This window comes from Raineyella antarctica (assembly GCF_900092135.1).
In the GTDB taxonomy this organism is placed as follows: domain Bacteria; phylum Actinomycetota; class Actinomycetes; order Propionibacteriales; family Propionibacteriaceae; genus Raineyella; species Raineyella antarctica.
The window spans coordinates 114,205-131,163 of record NZ_FMYF01000002.1 but is presented as its reverse complement, the minus strand read 5'-3'; the positions used below and the strand labels follow the sequence as shown (position 1 = coordinate 131,163).

At 71.6% G+C, this 16,959-nt stretch carries 17 protein-coding genes and 1 tRNA gene; 8 read left to right on the top strand and 10 right to left on the bottom strand.

The window, feature by feature from the left end:
* Nucleotides 1-2: 2 nt before the first annotated feature.
* From GA0111570_RS03095 to trxA, 3 genes are all read left to right on the top strand, one after another.
* Nucleotides 3-1,067, top strand: a complete 1,065-nt coding sequence (locus tag GA0111570_RS03095) for a hypothetical protein (protein WP_245703002.1) — start codon at nt 3-5, stop codon at nt 1,065-1,067.
* 70 nt (nt 1,068-1,137) lie between these two features.
* Entirely contained in the window at nt 1,138-1,923 is a 786-nt protein-coding gene (locus GA0111570_RS03090; protein ID WP_092606262.1) for a class I SAM-dependent methyltransferase, read from the top strand.
* Between the two features lie 238 nt (nt 1,924-2,161).
* Complete coding sequence (gene trxA / locus GA0111570_RS03085; RefSeq protein WP_092606260.1) at nt 2,162-2,518, top strand: thioredoxin; 357 nt, start codon at nt 2,162-2,164, stop codon at nt 2,516-2,518.
* Nucleotides 2,519-2,614: 96 nt separating this feature from the next.
* Here trxA and GA0111570_RS03080 read toward each other — a convergent pair.
* A tRNA-Arg gene (locus GA0111570_RS03080) sits at nt 2,615-2,687 on the bottom strand.
* Nucleotides 2,688-2,760: 73 nt separating this feature from the next.
* On the opposite strand from GA0111570_RS03080, the gene GA0111570_RS03075 reads away from it, so the two are divergent.
* Both GA0111570_RS03075 and GA0111570_RS03070 read left to right on the top strand, forming a co-directional pair.
* A complete protein-coding gene (locus tag GA0111570_RS03075; protein WP_092606258.1) occupies nt 2,761-4,176 on the top strand; it encodes a UTP--glucose-1-phosphate uridylyltransferase in 1,416 nt (471 codons plus the stop codon).
* A complete protein-coding gene (locus GA0111570_RS03070; protein WP_092606256.1) occupies nt 4,169-4,564 on the top strand; it encodes a hypothetical protein in 396 nt (131 codons plus the stop codon). Before GA0111570_RS03075 ends, GA0111570_RS03070 begins: the two co-directional genes overlap by 8 nt.
* A gap of 125 nt (nt 4,565-4,689) precedes the next feature.
* Here GA0111570_RS03070 and GA0111570_RS03065 read toward each other — a convergent pair whose 3' ends face one another.
* Nucleotides 4,690-5,055, bottom strand: coding sequence for an MscL family protein (locus tag GA0111570_RS03065; RefSeq protein ID WP_092606254.1), 366 nt, complete (start codon nt 5,053-5,055; stop codon nt 4,690-4,692).
* A gap of 155 nt (nt 5,056-5,210) precedes the next feature.
* A complete protein-coding gene (gene pdxH, locus GA0111570_RS03060; protein ID WP_092606252.1) occupies nt 5,211-5,861 on the bottom strand; it encodes a pyridoxamine 5'-phosphate oxidase in 651 nt (216 codons plus the stop codon).
* Between the two features lie 62 nt (nt 5,862-5,923).
* On the opposite strand from pdxH, the gene serC reads away from it, so the two are divergent.
* On the top strand, nt 5,924-7,036 hold the full coding sequence (gene serC / locus GA0111570_RS03055; RefSeq protein ID WP_092606250.1) for a phosphoserine transaminase: 1,113 nt from the start codon (nt 5,924-5,926) through the stop codon (nt 7,034-7,036).
* 28 nt (nt 7,037-7,064) lie between these two features.
* On the opposite strand, the gene GA0111570_RS03050 is transcribed toward serC, so the two are convergent.
* Entirely contained in the window at nt 7,065-7,388 is a 324-nt protein-coding gene (locus GA0111570_RS03050; RefSeq protein WP_092606248.1) for a hypothetical protein, read from the bottom strand.
* Between the two features lie 174 nt (nt 7,389-7,562).
* On the opposite strand from GA0111570_RS03050, the gene GA0111570_RS03045 reads away from it, so the two are divergent.
* A complete protein-coding gene (locus GA0111570_RS03045) occupies nt 7,563-8,261 on the top strand; it encodes a DUF7691 family protein (protein WP_092606246.1) in 699 nt (232 codons plus the stop codon).
* Nucleotides 8,262-8,293: 32 nt separating this feature from the next.
* On the opposite strand, the gene GA0111570_RS03040 is transcribed toward GA0111570_RS03045, so the two are convergent.
* Both GA0111570_RS03040 and GA0111570_RS03035 read right to left on the bottom strand, forming a co-directional pair.
* The gene (locus GA0111570_RS03040) at nt 8,294-11,695 is read right to left on the bottom strand and encodes a pyruvate carboxylase (protein ID WP_092606244.1); all 3,402 of its coding nucleotides are present in this window, start codon (nt 11,693-11,695) and stop codon (nt 8,294-8,296) included.
* A gap of 212 nt (nt 11,696-11,907) precedes the next feature.
* Nucleotides 11,908-12,276, bottom strand: a complete 369-nt coding sequence (locus GA0111570_RS03035; protein WP_245703001.1) for a DUF5997 family protein — start codon at nt 12,274-12,276, stop codon at nt 11,908-11,910.
* Nucleotides 12,277-12,384: 108 nt separating this feature from the next.
* Between GA0111570_RS03035 and GA0111570_RS03030 the strand changes: the two genes are divergently transcribed.
* Entirely contained in the window at nt 12,385-13,131 is a 747-nt protein-coding gene (locus GA0111570_RS03030; RefSeq protein WP_092606242.1) for a LysR substrate-binding domain-containing protein, read from the top strand.
* A gap of 63 nt (nt 13,132-13,194) precedes the next feature.
* Here GA0111570_RS03030 and GA0111570_RS03025 read toward each other — a convergent pair whose 3' ends face one another.
* The 4 genes from GA0111570_RS03025 to larE all read right to left on the bottom strand — a co-directional run bounded on the left by GA0111570_RS03025 (nt 13,195) and on the right by larE (nt 16,954).
* Nucleotides 13,195-14,682: an NCS2 family permease gene (locus GA0111570_RS03025; protein ID WP_092606240.1), complete on the bottom strand. Its 1,488-nt coding sequence runs from the start codon at nt 14,680-14,682 to the stop codon at nt 13,195-13,197.
* A 63-nt stretch (nt 14,683-14,745) separates the two neighbouring features.
* On the bottom strand, nt 14,746-15,558 hold the full coding sequence (locus tag GA0111570_RS03020) for a DUF3027 domain-containing protein (RefSeq protein WP_425438602.1): 813 nt from the start codon (nt 15,556-15,558) through the stop codon (nt 14,746-14,748).
* Between the two features lie 21 nt (nt 15,559-15,579).
* Nucleotides 15,580-15,963, bottom strand: a complete 384-nt coding sequence (locus GA0111570_RS03015) for a cold-shock protein (RefSeq protein ID WP_092606236.1) — start codon at nt 15,961-15,963, stop codon at nt 15,580-15,582.
* 145 nt (nt 15,964-16,108) lie between these two features.
* Nucleotides 16,109-16,954, bottom strand: coding sequence for an ATP-dependent sacrificial sulfur transferase LarE (gene larE / locus GA0111570_RS03010; protein WP_092607104.1), 846 nt, complete (start codon nt 16,952-16,954; stop codon nt 16,109-16,111).
* Nucleotides 16,955-16,959: the final 5 nt, after the last annotated feature.

Here is a 16,959-nt window from a genome sequence, read left to right as displayed (position 1 = left end):
ACGTGGCACTCCCGCTGCCGGAGGCGGTCATCGCACTGGTCAGCAACCACTGGTACGACGCCGCCGCCTCGATGCTGGCCCAACGCTCGGCGGCCCCGCTGCCCGGCGACGACTGCGCCCTGATCGACGAGGCCGGCCGGATGGCGACCGCCGCCAAGCGCGTGCTCGACCTGGACGCCGAGGACTTCGGGACGATCGCGGCCGGCTTCGAGCAGCCCTGGGCCGTCGCCCTGGCCAATGCGCGCTTCCCGCTGGAGCCGCGCGAGCCCAACCGCGGCGCCCTCGGGTCGCTGGTCCCCCTGTACGAGCTGATGCTCGAGGTGGTCCAGCTCCGCTCGGCCCGCCAGGAGTCGCTGCAGGTCGTCGTCACCGCGCACCTGATCGGTGAGTACCTCGGTCACCTGGCCTGGGAGGGCACCCTCGGCCACGCCGGTGACCCCGCCCGGATGCGTGCCTCCACCGACGGCCGCTGGGGCAGCGACGACCCGGCCTGCCCGCACACCTCCGCCCAGCGCGCGACCGCCAAGCGCTCCCTGAACGCCTGCGACGGCGACGTCCCCGGCTACACCGCCTACCTGGACCGGTTCCACTCCCGGCTGGGCGACGCGCTGTCGGTGTGCGCGATGAACCACGCCAGCATCGCCGCCGGGGACCGCCCCGACGTCGGCGAGACCTGCGCCGACCCGTGCGGGTTCGCCCTGCGCCCACCGCTGGAGCACCGCCGGCACCTGGACGCCCGGGTGCGGCTGGCCCGGATCTACCAGGACTCCCCGATCGTGGCGCTGCGCCACCACGCCCCCGTCGGCCACTTCTTCGGCGTGCCGTCGGTCGCGGAGATCTCCGACGCCTGGCTGCGGACCTGGGACAAACTCACCCAGCAGTGGCCCGACGGCTGCAATCCCCTGCTCGCCCCGGACGCACCCCGGGTGGCCGTGGAGGACGAGGCCCTGCCGGGGCTGTCCGCCCTGGTCTCGGCCGTCGCGCAGCGTCCGCTCGGCCCGGGGCACGTGATCCGCGACATCGGCGCGGACGCGATCGCCCTGCTCGACGATCCCCGCCACCGCTAGGGTCCGCGCCCTCGTCGCACGCGTCGCACCCCTGCCTGCCGTCCTTCGGCCCGCGTGGCACAGTGTGGACATGGGAATGTTCTCGGGACGCGAGACGGTCGACTGGCACGAGTACCTCGCGCAGTTCCATCGTGAGCACGTCGGAGCCATCGAGGAGTTGCTGCAGCGGATCGAGTCCGGCGGCCGCACCCCGTACGCCTGGCTGTCCCGGGCCGTCTCCGAGTCGTCCCGCACCGTCCTGGACCTGGCCTGCGGCACCGGTGCGGTGGCCCGTGAGCTCGCCCGCCCGGGACGTACGGTGATCGGGGTGGACATGTCCGCCCACGAACTGGCCGAGGCCCGGCGCCGGTCCCCCGAGGGCACCTTCCTCCGTGCCGACGCCCGCCACCTGCCGCTGCGCGACGCGAGCATGCAGGCCGTGGTGAGCAGCTTCGGCTTCGCGGTCGTCCGGCCGATGCCCCAGCTGGCCAAGGAGGTCGACCGGGTACTGGCCCCCGGCGGGGTCGTGGCGATCATCTCCCCGTCCTGGCAGTCGCTGCGGCTGCACGACATCCCGGCGATCTCCAAGTTCCTGTCGGTCCTGCACGACACCCCACACTTCCCCCGCCGCGCCCCCTCCCCCGGCCTGCCGCACCTGTTCGCCGCGCACGGCATCCGCAAGGTCGAGGACGCCCGCGAGCGCTACACGTACACCGTGCGCAACCGCGAGGACGCCGAGCGGCTCCTCGAGGCCATCTACCTGCCCGGGGTCGCCGCCAGCCGGATCAGCGCCGCGATCGACTCGCTGACCCAGAGCGCACACCGCCGGCCGGTACGGATCACCGTGCCGATGCGCCGCTTCGTCGGCATCAAGTGACCCCAGGCCCGGCGGGGATGCGCTGCAGGACGGAACCACGAGGTTCCGCGACGATCCCGGCGGCTATACAGTGGACGACGTTCCCGCGGTGGAGGCATCGGTGCCCCACGGTGGCACCAGTGGACCGGTGTGCGGGAATATCCGAACCACCACTCCTGTTGCACCCCCGTACGGCGCAGTTGCCGGTGAGACAGACCCGCGCCTCCGTGCGCAACGCCAAAGGAAACGAGAGAGACCCATGGCCACCACGAACCTGACCAATGACGACTTCAAGAAGACGATCGAAGACAACGAGATCGTTCTCGTCGACTTCTGGGCCGACTGGTGCGGTCCGTGCAAGCGCTTCGCGCCCGTCTACGAGAAGGCTTCCACCGAGAACACCGACATCGTCTTCGGCAAGGTCGACACCGAGGCCCAGCAGGAGCTGGCGATGAACTTCCAGATCACCGCCATCCCGACGCTGATGGCCTTCCGCCAGGGCATCATGCTCTTCAACCAGGCCGGCGCCATGAACGGCTCCACCCTGAAGTCCCTGATCAGCCAGATCAAGGAGCTCGACATGGAAGAGGTCAAGGCCCAGGCCAAGCAGGCCTGACCCGACCCCTCCTGGCACGAGACGTACGTCTCCCCAGAACAGCACTTCGCCCCGTACCCTCCGCCGAGGGTACGGGGCGAAACTGTCCTGCCGGAGCGGCCCCGAGAGGATTCGAACCTCCGACGCACGGTTTAGGAAACCGACGCTCTATCCCCTGAGCTACGGGGCCTGACCGCACCAAGAGTAGCCGAAGCGGCAGGCGATCCCACGATTCGTCACCCCGCGGTCCCTAGACTGGCGCCATGACGACACAGGGACTCGAGCGTGCACAGCAGAAGATGCGTGATGCCGGAGTGGCCGAGAACGCCATCACCGTCTTCACCCACTACTACGGCAAGCTGGCGGAGGGGGCCACCGGGATCGTTCCGGAGTCCTCGATCCGGCCGGTCACCGAGCTGCCCGCCCTGGCCGACCTGCTGGCCGCCGACCGTACGCCCGACACCGAGGCGCTGGATCGTACGGTCATCATCAAGCTGAACGGTGGCCTGGGCACCTCGATGGGGATGACCAAGGCGAAGTCGCTGGTCCCGGTCCGCTCGGGCCGTACGTTCCTGGACCTGATCGTCGCCCAGGTGATGGCGACCCGGGCCGAGCACGGCGTACGCCTGCCGCTGATCCTGATGGACTCGTTCGCCACCAGCGCCGACACGATGGCCGAGCTGGCCGCCTCCCCGGCCCTCCGCACCCCGGGCGTACCGCTGGAGTTCATCCAGAACCAGGAGCCCAAGCTGCTGGTCGACGACCTGGCCCCGGTCGAGTGGCCGGCCGACCCGACGCTGGAGTGGTGCCCGCCGGGCCACGGCGACCTGTACACCGCGCTGCAGGGGTCCGGGGTGCTGGCGCAGCTGCTGGCGGCCGGCTACCGGTACGCGTCGGTCTCGAACGCCGACAACCTCGGCGCCGCCCCCTCCGCCGAGCTGGCGGCCTGGTTCGCCTCGACCGGTGCGCCGTTCGCGATGGAGGTCTGCGAGCGGACCCGGGCCGACCGCAAGGGCGGCCACCTGGCCGTACGGGAGGAGGACGGCCGGCTGGTGCTGCGCGAGAAGGCGCAGACCGCCGAGGAGGACGAGGAGGCCTTCGGCGACATCGAGCGCCACCGCTTCTTCAACACCAACAACCTGTGGCTGGACCTGCAGCAGCTGTCCGACACCCTCGCCGAGCGCGACGGCGTACTGGGGCTGCCGCTGATCCGCAACCGCAAGCGGGTCGACCCGACCGACCGTACGTCGCCGGAGGTGTACCAGATCGAGACGGCGATGGGTGCGGCGATCGAGGTGTTCGAGGGGTCGCAGGCGATCGTGGTGCCCCGGGACCGGTTCCTGCCGGTCAAGACCACCAACGACCTGCTGCTGCTGCGCTCCGACGTGTACCGGGTCCAGGAGGACGGGACGCTGGTCCGGGTGGACCCGACCCCGCCGCTGGTGCAGCTGGCGCCCGGCCCCTACCAGCTGATCGCGGACTTCGAGCAGCGCTTCCCGCACGGCGCCCCGAGCCTGCGCGAGGCGGGATCGCTGACGGTGGAGGGTGACTGGACCTTCGGCCACCAGGTCACCATCCGCGGTGACGTGGTGCTGCCGCCGACCGACCGGCCCCGTACGGTCCCCGCCGGCAGCGTGCTGGACGGCCACAGCGGGCTGCCCTCGGACGACGGTGAGTGAGCCCGAGGGCCTCGGCTGGCACCGGACCCTGGCGTACGCGCTGACCGGCGAGGACCTGTCCCTGCCGCCCCGGCCCGCCCCCGACGAGGCGGTACTGGCCGGCGAACTCGACGCCGCGGGCTGGGACCGCGAGGCACTGCGGCGCCATGCCGACGCCACCCGGTCCGCGGGGACGCCCTGGCCTCACCCCGTCCCGGCGGAGCTGGCCGAGGGACTCCCGGCGGCCCAGTTCTCCGCCGCTCTCCGGGCCCTGGTGGCCGACTGGGGGCTGGCGCCGGCCGCGGTCCGGGTCCGCAGCGCGGGCCACGGGCGGATCGGTGCTGGCCGGCCGTCACCGGCGGACGAGCGGCTGCTGCGCGACCTGCCGCCGCACTTCGGCAAGCTCTGAGCCCAGGAACGGCCCTGCCCCAGGAACGGCGAAGCCCCCGCCACAGCAGTGACGGGGGCTTCGTGGTGTCCGCGGGTGCCCGCGGCGATCGGTCCGGGGCGAAAGGGTTGCTGGTGCTGGGTCGATCAGACCTCGCGGCGCTCGGCCAGCAGGTCGCGGATCTGGACGAGGATCTGGTCGGTGGTCTGGACCTCCGGCTCGGCGACCTTGTGACGGGCCTGGTACAGGTTGTACGGCTTCACCACGGCGAAGTAGACCACGAACGCGGTCAGGACGAAGGTCACGACGGCCGACACGAACGGGCCGATGGTGATGCCGGCGACGACGAGCCCGGAGAAGGCCGCCCCGTCGATCGGCAGCAGCTTGCCGATCAGGTCGAGCATCAGGTCGGTGAAGGCCTTGACGACCGCGGCGAAGACGGATCCGATGATGAAGGCGACGGCAAGCTCGATGAGGTTGCCGCGCATGAGGAATTCTTTGAAACCCTTCACGTGCTCACTCCTTGTGTTGGTAGGCGGACACGGCACGACCCCTGCCCAGGGGGAACGGTCATACCACGCGTCACCCTAGCAAGGTGGGCGTTCAGCTCGATAGCACCACGCTGAAGCCCGCTCGCCCTCCCGCGGACCCCGACCACAGGCCCGGCTCAGGGCGCGAGCCGGTGCAGCTGCCAGGACGTGCCCTCGCGGGTGAACCGGACCCGGTCGTGCAGCCGGCTCGGCTCGCCCTGCCAGAACTCGATCGCCCCGGCCGGGACGCGCCAGCCTCCCCAGTGCTCGGGGCAGGGCACCTCGCGGCCGCGGAACTCCTCACCGACCCTGGCGTACGCCGCCAGCAGCTCGGCGCGCGAGTCGAGTTCGGCGGACTGCTGGGAGGCCCAGGCGCCCAGCTGGGAGCCGCGCGGCCGACTCGCGAAGTACGCCTCGGACTCCTGCCGGTCCACCCGGACGGCGGTCCCCTCCACCCGTACGGCCCGGGCCAGCGCCGGCCAGTACCACTGCAGGGCCACCTGCGGCTGGGCCTCGATCTCCCGGCCCTTGCGGGAGCGGTAGTTGCTGAAGAACACGAAGCCGCGCTCGTCGACCTCCTTGAGCAGCACCGTCCGTACGCTCGGCCGGGGCACCCCGTCCCCACCCAGCGCGACCGTCGCGACCTGCATCGCCGTCGGCTCCGGGTTGCCCGCCTCGTACGCGGCCTCCAGCCAACTGCGGAACAGGGCGTACGGCGAGGTTGCGGCGTTCACGCCATCAAGGGTCTGGCCGTGGTACTCGACCCGGTCGGCGGCAATGTCGTGCATGACCCCGTCCTACCACCCAGCCACCCGGCCGCCCGGCTCGGACACGGTGCAAAGATGGGACGGTGACCGTGCAGATTCCCGCAGACATCAAGCCCGCCGACGGACGCTTCGGCTGTGGGCCGGCCCGGATCCGCCCGGCGGCGCTCGCGTCCCTGGCCGGTCCCGGCGCGCAGGTGCTCGGCACCTCGCACCGGCAGGCCCCGGTGAAGGACCTCGTCCGCCGCATCCGCGAGGGCCTGGCCGAGCTCTACCGGGCCCCGGAGGGCTACGAGGTCGCCCTCGGCAATGGCGGTTCGACGCTGTTCTGGGACGCCGCGATCTACTCGCTGGTCGAGCAGCGCTCCGCGCACGGCTCGAACGGCGAGTTCTCCTCCAAGTTCGCCGCCGAGGCGGCCCGGGCGCCGTTCCTGGCCGATCCGGTCATCGCCACGGCCCCGGTCGGCAGCGCGGCCGTGCCGCAGCCCACCGCCGGCGTGGACGCGTACGCGTGGGCGCAGAACGAGACCTCGACCGGTGCCGCCACCCCGGTGCAGCGCGTTGCCGGCGACGAGGGCGCGCTGACCCTGATCGACGCGACCTCGGCGGCCGGCGGCATCGATGCCGACCTGGCCCAGACGGACGCCTACTACTTCGCCCCGCAGAAGAACTTCGGCTCCGACGGCGGCCTGTGGGTCTCGTTCCTGTCCCCCGCGGCGATCGAGCGGATCGGCCGGATCGCGGCGACGGACCGGTGGATCCCCGAGATCCTGTCGCTGCAGGTCGCGCTGGACAACTCCCGCAAGGACCAGACGCTCAACACCCCGGCGATCGCCACCCTGTGGCTGCTGGCCGAGCAGGTCGACTGGCTGAACACCCAGGGCGGGATGGCCTTCGCCACCGCCCGTACGCAGGCCTCCGCGGCCCACCTGTACGGCTGGGCCGACGCGCACGAGCTGGCGACGCCGTTCGTCGAGCAGGCCTTCCGCTCCCCGGTGGTCGGCACCATCGACTTCGCCGAACAGGTCGATGCCGCGGCACTGGCGAAGACGCTGCGCGCCAACGGGATCATCGACGTGGAGCCCTACCGCAAGCTCGGCCGCAACCAGCTGCGGATCGGCATGTTCACCAATGTGCCGACCGCCGACGTCGAGGCGCTCACGGCCTGCATCGACTACGTGCTGGAGCGGATGGCCTGAGCTTCGGCCTGGGACCGGGCGAAGCCGGTCAGCGCCGGCGTCGCTCGTCCGGCAGGGCGCGCCGGGCCGGGGTCGGGCTCGAGACCGGGCCGGAGTGGACCCGGGGCTGCAGGCCGGTGTCGTCGGCGAAGTGCCGGCGCGGGACGGAGGCCGGCCGTTCTGCTCCGCCCGGACCGAACACCGCCGTCAGCCCCGCGAGCAACGCGACGATGCCGGCTGCTCCGAGGGCGAGCCACGTGCCGGTGCGCTCGACCCCGGCGGCTGCGGGGTCCGCCGCGTACGCCCATACCCCTGCGGTGGACAGCACAGCAGCCGTCACCGCGACGGAGACCGCCCTCTGGATGGTCCGCATGCGGCACCCCTTTCTTCGTTGTCGGCTCGCTCAGTGCCCGGCGACCAGGGAACCGATGATGACGATCAGGAGCAACGCCACGGCGACCGCGCTGACGAGTTGGTGACCGGTACGAAGCTTCACAGACCAAGGTTAGTCGCTACCGGCGGCCGGTCGGTCCCCTACGCTGGACCCATGGCCCAGCCAGCCCGCGTCGGCGAGCCGCTCGGCGCCGGCAGCAGCGGCGGCGAGCTACGGCTGTACGCCCTGGGCATCGACGAGGTCCGCGACCTGTTCGGCGCCCCCGAGCAGCGCCGGGCCGAGCTGCGCACCCTGGCGCACCGGGCCCTCGGGCTGGAACCGCCCCCGCAGCGCACCAGGCTGTGGGCGGCGCTGTTCCGCAACGACCCGCACCGGCCCACCACCACCGACCCCGACCAGCCCAGCAACGAGGACGTCGAGGCGATGCTGGCCGGGCGGTACGCCCCGCCGGAGCGCAATGCCGCACGCTGGCGGCTGACCGAGACCCTGGTCAGTGCCCTGGCCCACGACCGGCTCCGGGTCGCCGCCGACCCCGCCCTGGTCGAGGCGACGGACTTCGCGCTCGCCTGCCTCGGGGCGCCGGCCGCCCTGGGCATCCGCACCCTGGTCGACACCCCCGCGATGCTGCCGCTGCCGCCCCTGCCGGGGGTCCGGATCGGCTACGTCCGCGGCGCGATGGCGGAGGCGATGGCCCAGACGTACGCCACCCATGCCCCGCAGCTGAAGGAGCCCGCACCACGCGCCCTGGTCGCCGAACTCGCGGCCTGGTTGGCGCACTACCCGGAATGGGCGGCGCGGGCCGCCCATGGAGGACGGCCCGCGCCGGACCTGCTCACCTTCGCCTTCGCCTGACCTCTCGGCCGTTCCGGCGAAGGCACGCACACTCAGTCGGGGCGGACCACCAGCACCAGGTCGCCACCCTGCACCTGGTGCGGCCCGTGCAGCGCGATCCGCTCGACGGTGCCGGCGACCGAGGTGGTGATCGCGGCCTCCATCTTCATCGCCTCGATCGTCGCGACGGCCTGGCCGGCCTCCACGTGGCTGCCCTCGGCCACGGTCACCGAGACGACGCCCTGGAACGGCGCGGCCACGTGGCCGGGGTTGGTGGCGTCGGCGCGCTCGGCGACCTCCACGTTGGTCTCGATCGAGCGGTCGAGCACCCGGACCGGGCGGATCTGGCCGTTCAGGACGGTCATCACCGTACGGTAGCCGCGCTCGTCGGCGTCGCCGATGGCCTCCAGGCCGATCAGCAGGTCGACGCCCTTGCCGAGGTTCACCTTGTGCTCGTCGCCGCGCTTGAGGCCGTACAGGTAGTCCGAGGTGGCCATCGAGGACAGGTCGCCGTACTGGCTGCGGAAGTTCGCCAGGTCCTTGGTCGGGCCGGGGAACAGCAGCCGGTTCAGCGTCTCCTGGCGCTCGCGGCCGGGCACGCGCAGCTTGGCCGCGTCCTCCTCCGGGACCGTCTCCTCGACGGCCTTGACCGTACGACCCTGCAACGCCTTGGTCCGGAACGGCTCGGGCCACCCGCCGGCGGGGGCGCCGAGGTCACCGGACAGGAAGCCGATCACCGAGTCCGGGATGTCGAAGGACGCCGGGTCCTCGGCGAACTTCTTCGGGTCGGCGCCGACCGCGACCAGGTGCAGCGCGAGGTCGCCGACGACCTTCGAGGACGGGGTGACCTTGCTCGGGCGGCCGAGGATCTTGTCCGCCGCGGCGTACATGTCCTCGATCTGCTCGAACTTGTCGGCCAGCCCGAGGGCCTTGGCCTGCTGGCGCAGGTTGGACAGCTGGCCGCCGGGGATCTCGTGGTCGTAGACGCGGCCGGTCGGGGAGTCCAGGCCGGACTCGAACGGCCGGTACTGGCGACGGACCATGTCCCAGTAGGGCTCCAGGTCCATCACGTTGCGCAGGTCGAGGCGGGTCTCGCGATCGGTGTTGTCGGTCGCGGCGACCAGCGCCGACATGGACACCTGCGAGGTGGTGCCCGACATCGGGGCGGCGGCGACGTCGACGCCGTCGACCCCGGCCTGGGCGGCCATCACCAGGGTGGCCAGCTGGCCTCCGGCGGTGTCGTGGGTGTGCAGCACGACCGGTACGTCGAAGCGCTCGCGCAGTGCCGTGACCAGCTTGTACGCCGCGGGGGCGCGCAGCAGTCCGGCCATGTCCTTGATCGCCAGGATGTGGGCGCCGGCCCCGACGATCTGGTCGGCCAGGTGCAGGTAGTAGTCGAGGGTGTAGATGTCCTCGCGCGGGTCCAGCAGGTTGCCGGTGTAGCACATGGCGACCTCGGCGACCGACGGCGTGTCGCGGATCGCGTTGATCGCGGGGGTCATCTGGGAGACGTCGTTGAGGGCGTCGAAGACCCGGAAGATGTCCACGCCGACCTCGGCGGCCTCGTGCACGAACGCGTCGGTGACCTGCGTCGGGTACGGGGTGTAGCCGACCGTGTTGCGCCCGCGCAGCAGCATCTGGACCGGGATGCCCGGCATCGCCTCGTGCAGGCGGGCGAGCCGCTCCCACGGGTCCTCGCCGAGGAAGCGCAGCGCCACGTCGTACGTCGCACCGCCCCACGCCTCGACCGAGAACAGGCCGGGCAGCATCCGCTGCATGTGCGGGGCGACCTGCAGCATGTCGTACGTACGCATCCGGGTGGCGAGCAGCGACTGGTGCGCGTCCCGGAAGGTGGTGTCGGTGACCTCGAGCTTGTCCGAGGCGCGCAGGGCCGCGGCGAACTTCTCCGGGCCGAGCTCGACCAGCTGCTGGCGGAAGCCGGCGGGGGCCGCGGAGCGTACGTCGACCGCCGGCAGCTTGGCGACCGGCTGCACGGTGATCGGGGAGGGGCCGTTGGGCTTGTTGACGGTGACGTCGGCCAGCCAGTTCAGCACCTTGCTGCCGCGGTCGCCGGAGACCCGGGCGTTGAGCAGTTGCGGGCGCTCGTCGATGAAGGCGGTGGAGACGTTGCCGGCCTGGAAGTCCGGGTCGTCGAGCACGGCCTGCAGGAACGGGATGTTCGTCGCGACGCCGCGGATCCGGAACTCGGCCAGCGCGCGGCGGGCCCGGGCGACGGCCTGCTGGTAGTCGCGGCCACGGGTGGTCAGCTTGACCAGCAGCGAGTCGAAGTGGGGGCTGATCACCGCGCCGGTGGCGGCGGTGCCGCCGTCGAGGCGGATGCCGGCGCCCGCGGCGGAGCGGTAGGCCGAGATGGTGCCGGTGTCGGGGCGGAAGCCGTTGGCCGGGTCCTCGGTGGTGATGCGGCACTGCATGGCCGCACCCATGATGTGGATCTCGTCCTGGCTGAGGCCGAGGTCGGCCAGGGTCTCGCCGGAGGCGAGCCGCATCTGGGCCTGGACCAGGTCGACGCCGGTGATCTCCTCGGTGACCGTGTGCTCGACCTGGATGCGCGGGTTCATCTCGATGAACACGTGCTGGCCGGCGCGCGGGCCCTCGGTCTCCAGCAGGAACTCGACGGTGCCGGCCAGGGAGTAGTCGATCGACCTGGCGAACGCGACGGCGTCGCGGGTCAGCGCGCTGCGCAGCTCCTCGGAGATGTGCGGGGCCGGGGCCAGCTCGACGACCTTCTGGTGGCGGCGCTGGATCGAGCAGTCGCGCTCGTACAGGTGGATGATGTTGCCGTGGGTGTCGGCGAGGATCTGCACCTCGATGTGCCGCGGGCGGCCGACGGCCTGCTCGATGAAGACGGTGGCGTCACCGAAGGCGGACTCGGCCTCGCGGGAGGCGGCCTCGATCGACTCGCGCAGCATCGCGGGGTCGTCGACGCGGCGCATGCCGCGGCCACCGCCACCGGCGACGGCCTTCACGAAGACCGGGAAGCCGATCTTGTCGGCCTCGGCGACCAGGTAGTCCAGGTCCGTGGAGGGCTCCGAGGACTGCAGGGTGGGGATCCCGGCGCGACGGGCCGAGTCGATGGCGTGCTTCTTGTTGCCGGCCATCTCCAGGGTCTCCTTGGAGGGACCGATGAAGGTGATGCCGTTCTTGGCGCACGCCTCGGCCAGGTCGGGGTTCTCCGACAGGAAGCCGTAGCCGGGGTAGATGGCGTCGGCCCCGGACTCCTTGGCGGCGCGGATGATCTCGTCGATGTCCAGGTAGGCGCGGACCGGGTGGCCCTTCTCACCGATCATGTAGGCCTCGTCGGCCTTGATCCGGTGGACGGCGTTGCGGTCCTCGTACGGGAAGACAGCGACCGTCTTCACGCCGAGCTCGACAGCGGCACGGAACGCGCGGACGGCGATTTCGCCTCGGTTGGCTACCAGGACTTTAGTGAACATGCACACACCTTCGGGAGCAGAACAGGGATCTCCACGGCCCGACACGACACTGTGAGCGAGACCACATGGAAGTCTAGACCCGTAGCCCCGCCGCACCGGAAGATCGTCCCGATACCGAGGTCAGACCCAGCACAATTGCTGGGTCAGGTGCCGGTGCGTGGCCCGCGCCGGCGTCCGCGGCCAGCCTCCGGGGGGCTCAGTCGCGCCCGGGGTCAGTCGCGCTCGGCCTTCAGCCGGGCGTTCTCGGCCCGGACGTCGGCCTGGGTCTGGCGCTCGCGGACCAGCCACTCCGGCATCTCCTCGAGCAGGGCGTGGATCTGGTCGGCTGTGAGGGCCTCGGTGATCCCGGCCCGGGCCAGGCCGGAGTTGGACACGCCCAGCTTGCGGGCCACCTCGGCCCGCGGGTAGGGACCGTGCAGGCGCAGCTGGACCAGCCACTCGGGCGGGTCCGCGAGCAGTGCATTGAGCTCCTCGCGGGTCACGACGCCCTCGCGGAATTCCTCGGGGGTCGCCGGGAGGTGGACGCCGAGCTTCTGGGCGGCCGTCGAGGGCTTCATGCTCTGGGGGTTCGCAGGCTTCACTCCCCCAGCCTAAGGCGTGGGGGCGAATCCTGCGCTGCCGCTGGGAATGGGGCTCGAGCGGCGCCCGGGCGCTAGGGTGGCGCAAGGTCGCACGGTAGGAGGAGCACGGTGTCCGGTGTCCCCGCAGAGGCCGTTTCGGCCTTCCGGATCGCGTTCGTGCCCGGTGTCTCGCCGGACACGTGGGCGCGCAAGTGGCGTGACCGCGTCCGTCGGGTCCCGCTGGAGCTGCTCCCGGTCCCGGACGAGGACCAGTTGGCCGTCCTGCTGGAGGGGCGGGCCGACATGGCGCTGCTCCGGCTGCCGGTTGACCACGAGGGCCTGAACGTCATCCCCCTCTACGAGGAGGTGCCGGTCGTCGTGGTCCCCAAGGACCATCCGGCCAGTGTCTTCGACGAGGTGTCGGTCACCGACCTGGCCGACGAGCACCTGCTGCAGGACCCCGACGAGGTGCCGTCCTGGCGTGACGTCGCCGCCGAGGTCGCCGACGGCTCCCGCTTCCCGGTGCCGCCGATGACGATGGCTCAGGCGTTCGAGACGGTCGGGGCCGGCACCGGCATCCTGATCGTGCCGATGTCGCTGGCCCGGCTGCACCAGCGCAAGGACGTAGTGGCCCGTCCGGTCACCGGGGTCGAGCCCTCCCGCGTCGGGTTGGCCTGGCTGGCCGACCACGCGGACGAGCGGACCGAGTACTTCATCGGGATCGTCCGGGGACGGACCGCCAACACGTCGCGCTCGGACGTGCCGGGGCAGACCCCCAGGAGCGGCACCCCCAAGGGCGGCACCGGCACCCGAGCCGCCCGGACCACCGGCGCCGCCCGCAAGCAGCGCGGGCCCCGGCGTACGGGCCGCCGCTGACGCACGCGCATCGCGGTGGCCCCTCGCCGGGGCCCGTGGTAGGAGCCCGCAGGCCCCCGGGGATCAGGTGTACTGCCCGATCAGTCCCTGCAGGAAGTAGAGGACGAACAACGCCGAGACGAGCCACATCAGCGGGTGGATCTGGCGGACCTTGCCCTTGGCGATGTCCATCACGACCAGCATGATGAAGCCGATGCCGATGCCGACGGTGATCGAGTAGGCGAACGGCATGAACACGATGGTGAGGAAGGCCGGGATGGCCTGCTCCATCTTCGACCACTTGATCTCGGTGACGTTCGACATCATCAGGGCGCCGACGATCACCAGCACGGGGCTGACCGCCTCGGCGGGGATCAGCGAGACGATCGGCGAGGCGACGATCGCGACCAGGAAGCACAGGCCGGTGACGACCGAGGCGACACCGGTCCGCGCACCCTCCGCGACACCTGAGACCGACTCGACGTACGAGGTGTTGGACGAGGTGGAGCCCAGGCCACCGGCGACGGCGGCCAGCGAGTCGATCATCAGGACACCGGTCAGGTGCGGCGGGTTGCCGTTGCCGTCGAGCAGGTGGCCCTCGGCGCCGACGGCCACGACGGTGCCCATGGTGTCGAAGAAGTCCGCCAGCAGCAGGGAGAACACCAGCAGGGTGACGCCGAGGATGCTCAGGTTCTGCTGGGTGAAGGCGCCGAAGACGTCCACGTTGCCGAGCAGCTGCAGGTCGGGGGCGGCCCACTGTCCCCAGACCGGCGGGTTGGCCTTCCAGCCGGTGACGGAGCCGCTGGTCATGGTGGCGACCGGGTGGACGACCTGGACGATGACGGCGATCACGGTGGCGACGATGATCGAGATCAGCAGGCCTCCGCGGACGCCGCGGGCGTACAGCACCGAGCCCATGATCAGGCCGATCAGGAAGATCGCGATCGGCCAGCCCATCAGGCTGCCGTTGATGCCGAGGGTGACCGGGGTGCCCTGCGCGGGGCGGATCAGGCCGCCGTCGACCAGGCCGACGAAGGTCACGAACAGGCCGATGCCGACGCTGATCGCGGCGCGCATGAATGCCGGGACGGCTTTGAAGACCGCTGTCCGGAAGCCGGTCAGGACCAGGATGGCGATCAGGACGCCCTCGAGGACGACCAGGCCCATCGCCTGCGGCCAGGTCATGATCGGGGCCAGGGTGTAGGCGAGCAGGGCGTTCAGGCCCAGGCCCGCGGCCAGGGCGAGGGGGTAGCGCCCGACCACGCCCATCAGGATCGTCATCACGCCGGCGATCAGGGCGGTCGCGGCGGCGACGGCGGCCTTGGACACCGCGATGTTCGCGTCGGTGACCGGCTGGCCGGTGATCAGGTTGCCGTTGATGTCCGGCACGGTGCCGATGATGGCGGGGTTGAGGGCGATGATGTACGCCATCGCGAAGAAGGTGACCAGCCCGCCGCGGGCCTCACGGCCCCAGGTCGACCCGCGCTTGGTGATCTCGAACCAACGATCAAGGGTGCCGCGCGCATCCTGGCCGGTGGGGCCGGATGCCGTGGTGGGTGCAGCAGTTTTCATGGCCGCAGCCTAGGGCTCCCACATCACGCCGAGGTTTCGTGGTCCCCCCGAACGGTAGCGGTTTCAGTCGAAGAGGGATCCCTCGGAGACGCTGATGGTGTCCCAGATCGGTGCCGACCGGTCCGCGGCGTGGTCGTCGACGGTCACGTCGGAGTGCGCGCCACAGCCGTGGTCGACCGCGACGACGGTGCCGTCGGAGGGTGACATCTCGTTGGCGCAGACCCCGAAGATCGTGCCCAGGCTGCCCTCCAGCCGGATGAAATAGCCACAGGTGACGCACGGGCCGGGGGCCTGCTTGGTCATCTGGTTGTGCGGTCCGCCGTCGCCGGCGAGCCAGCGCTCGGCGGTCTCGCCACGACCGTACGCGGACAGGACCCGTTCCCGGCCCAGCCCGAGCTCGGCCACGACCGCGCGGGTCTGGGCCGCCTCGGCGGGGTCGCGGTCGGCCGCGCGGTCGCCGCCGGTGTAGCCCGGTTCCAGCCGCTCGTCCTCGGCCGGGGTCGGCATCAACATGCCCGGCGTGACGTCCTCGGCGGAGATCCGCTCCGACCACGGCACCCAGGAGGGCGCCAGCAGGGCGTCCTCGCCGGGCATCAGGGCGACCTCGTTGACGGTCGGCACCTTGGCGCGGGCGGCGCGGACGAGGGTCACGTTCCAGCGCCACCCGCGGTAGCCGGGGTGGGTGCAGTCGAACAGGTGGGTGACGACACGGTCGGCCTCGGCGATCACCCCGAGGTGCTCGCCGACGGCATGGGTGCCCGAGCTCGCGAGTGCCGCCTCGCGGGCGAGGTCGACCGCCGCGGCGGTCACCGCGTCGAGCTTCACTCGCGTCGGACGCCGGTTCGCCGGTTCGCTGGGGCCTGCCATGTCTGTCATCCTCTCACGCACGGGCGTGCGTCACAGCTCCAGCTCGTCGGCGATCCCCCGGAGCACGTGGGCGGCCCGTTCGGCCGACTTCGCATCCGGGTAGCGACCGTGCCGGTAGCTGTTGGCCAGGTGGTCGAGCATCTTGATCAGGTCCTCGACGATAATCGCCATGTCCTCGGGCTTCTTGCGCGCCGCCTTGGAGACCGAGACGGGCTTCTCCAGCAGGTGCAGGCTCAGTGCCTGCTCCCCTCGTCGGCCCTCGATCACCCCGAACTCGACGCGCTGTCCGGCCTTCAGGGCAGTGACTCCCTCGGGCAGGGCGGACGAACGGACGTACACGTCCCCGCCACCGTCCTTGGTCAGGAACCCGAAGCCCTTGTCGGCGTCGTAGAACCGCACCTTGCCTGTGGGCACAGCAACCTCACTTGTTCGATGTCATGTCTGGAATACCGGGGCTGGGAAGGGGCGCGACCGGTGGAAGCGTTGGCTGCCGCCCGGAAACGATCCGTCGGCAGGATCCGGAGAGTTCAGCATACCTTCAGCGGTCCAACCGGAGGGGTCAGCGATAGCGTTCGGGATCCGCCAGTAGCTCGTTCATCGATCCGGAGCGGAACTCGCGCAGCTCCACCGGACTGAATCCGCACCCCTCGACCGCCTGGCGGACCTTTTCGCGTGCCGCGGCGTCGATCGTGCCCATCGTCGGCCGGTCCAGTTCCACCCGGGCAGCCCCCTCGCCCAGGTCGCGCACCCGAAGGTCCCGTACGCCGGGCAGCAGTCCGCGGACCCGGCCCTCGGCCTGCTCGACCCTGGCCAGCCGGGTCGGGGTCACCTCGATGCCGTACGCGATCCGCGAGGCCAGGCAGGCCGCGGCGGGCTTGTCCCAGGTGGGCAGTCCCCACGCGGCGGAGACCTCCCGGACCTCGGGCTTGGTGAGCCCGGCATCGGCCAGCGGCGTCAGGGCACCGTGCTCGACCGCCGCACGGATGCCGGGCCGGAAGCCCGCGGCCAGGTCGTCGGCGTTGGTGCCGGTCGCGACCGGCCAGCCGCGGCGCTCGGCCTCGGGGGCGAACACCTCGAACAGCTCGGTCTTGCAGAAGTAGCAGCGGTCCCCGGCGTTGGCCCGGTAGCCCTCGCGCTCCATCTCGTGGGTGCCCGGCGTCCAGGTCGACACCCGGAGCGAGGCGGCGAAGTCCGCGGCCGGACCGCGCTCGGACAGCGCAAGGGAGTCGGAGACGGCGGTGGCGGCCAGCACCCGGTCGGCGCCGAGCGCCCGGACCGCGGCGGCGAGCAGGAAGGCGGAGTCCGCCCCACCCGAGTAGGCGACGACGAGCCCCGGCAGCGCCGCAAGCCTGCTGTGCAGCCCGGCCACGCGGGACTCCAGGGGCTGCGGCTCGGCGATCGTCATGCCGA

Excerpts from the sequence above, each read along its gene's own strand:
- GA0111570_RS03090 (WP_092606262.1), top strand. The coding sequence starts at position 1,138 with ATGGGAATGTTCTCGGGACGCGAGACGGTCGACTGGCACGAGTACCTC.
- trxA (WP_092606260.1), top strand. The coding sequence starts at position 2,162 with ATGGCCACCACGAACCTGACCAATGACGACTTCAAGAAGACGATCGAA.
- GA0111570_RS03075 (WP_092606258.1), top strand. The coding sequence starts at position 2,761 with ATGACGACACAGGGACTCGAGCGTGCACAGCAGAAGATGCGTGATGCC.
- pdxH (WP_092606252.1), bottom strand. The coding sequence starts at position 5,861 with ATGCACGACATTGCCGCCGACCGGGTCGAGTACCACGGCCAGACCCTT.
- GA0111570_RS03050 (WP_092606248.1), bottom strand. The coding sequence starts at position 7,388 with ATGCGGACCATCCAGAGGGCGGTCTCCGTCGCGGTGACGGCTGCTGTG.
- GA0111570_RS03045 (WP_092606246.1), top strand. The coding sequence starts at position 7,563 with ATGGCCCAGCCAGCCCGCGTCGGCGAGCCGCTCGGCGCCGGCAGCAGC.
- GA0111570_RS03040 (WP_092606244.1), bottom strand. The coding sequence starts at position 11,695 with ATGTTCACTAAAGTCCTGGTAGCCAACCGAGGCGAAATCGCCGTCCGC.
- GA0111570_RS03025 (WP_092606240.1), bottom strand. The coding sequence starts at position 14,682 with ATGAAAACTGCTGCACCCACCACGGCATCCGGCCCCACCGGCCAGGAT.
- GA0111570_RS03020 (WP_425438602.1), bottom strand. The coding sequence starts at position 15,558 with ATGACAGACATGGCAGGCCCCAGCGAACCGGCGAACCGGCGTCCGACG.
- larE (WP_092607104.1), bottom strand. The coding sequence starts at position 16,954 with ATGACGATCGCCGAGCCGCAGCCCCTGGAGTCCCGCGTGGCCGGGCTG.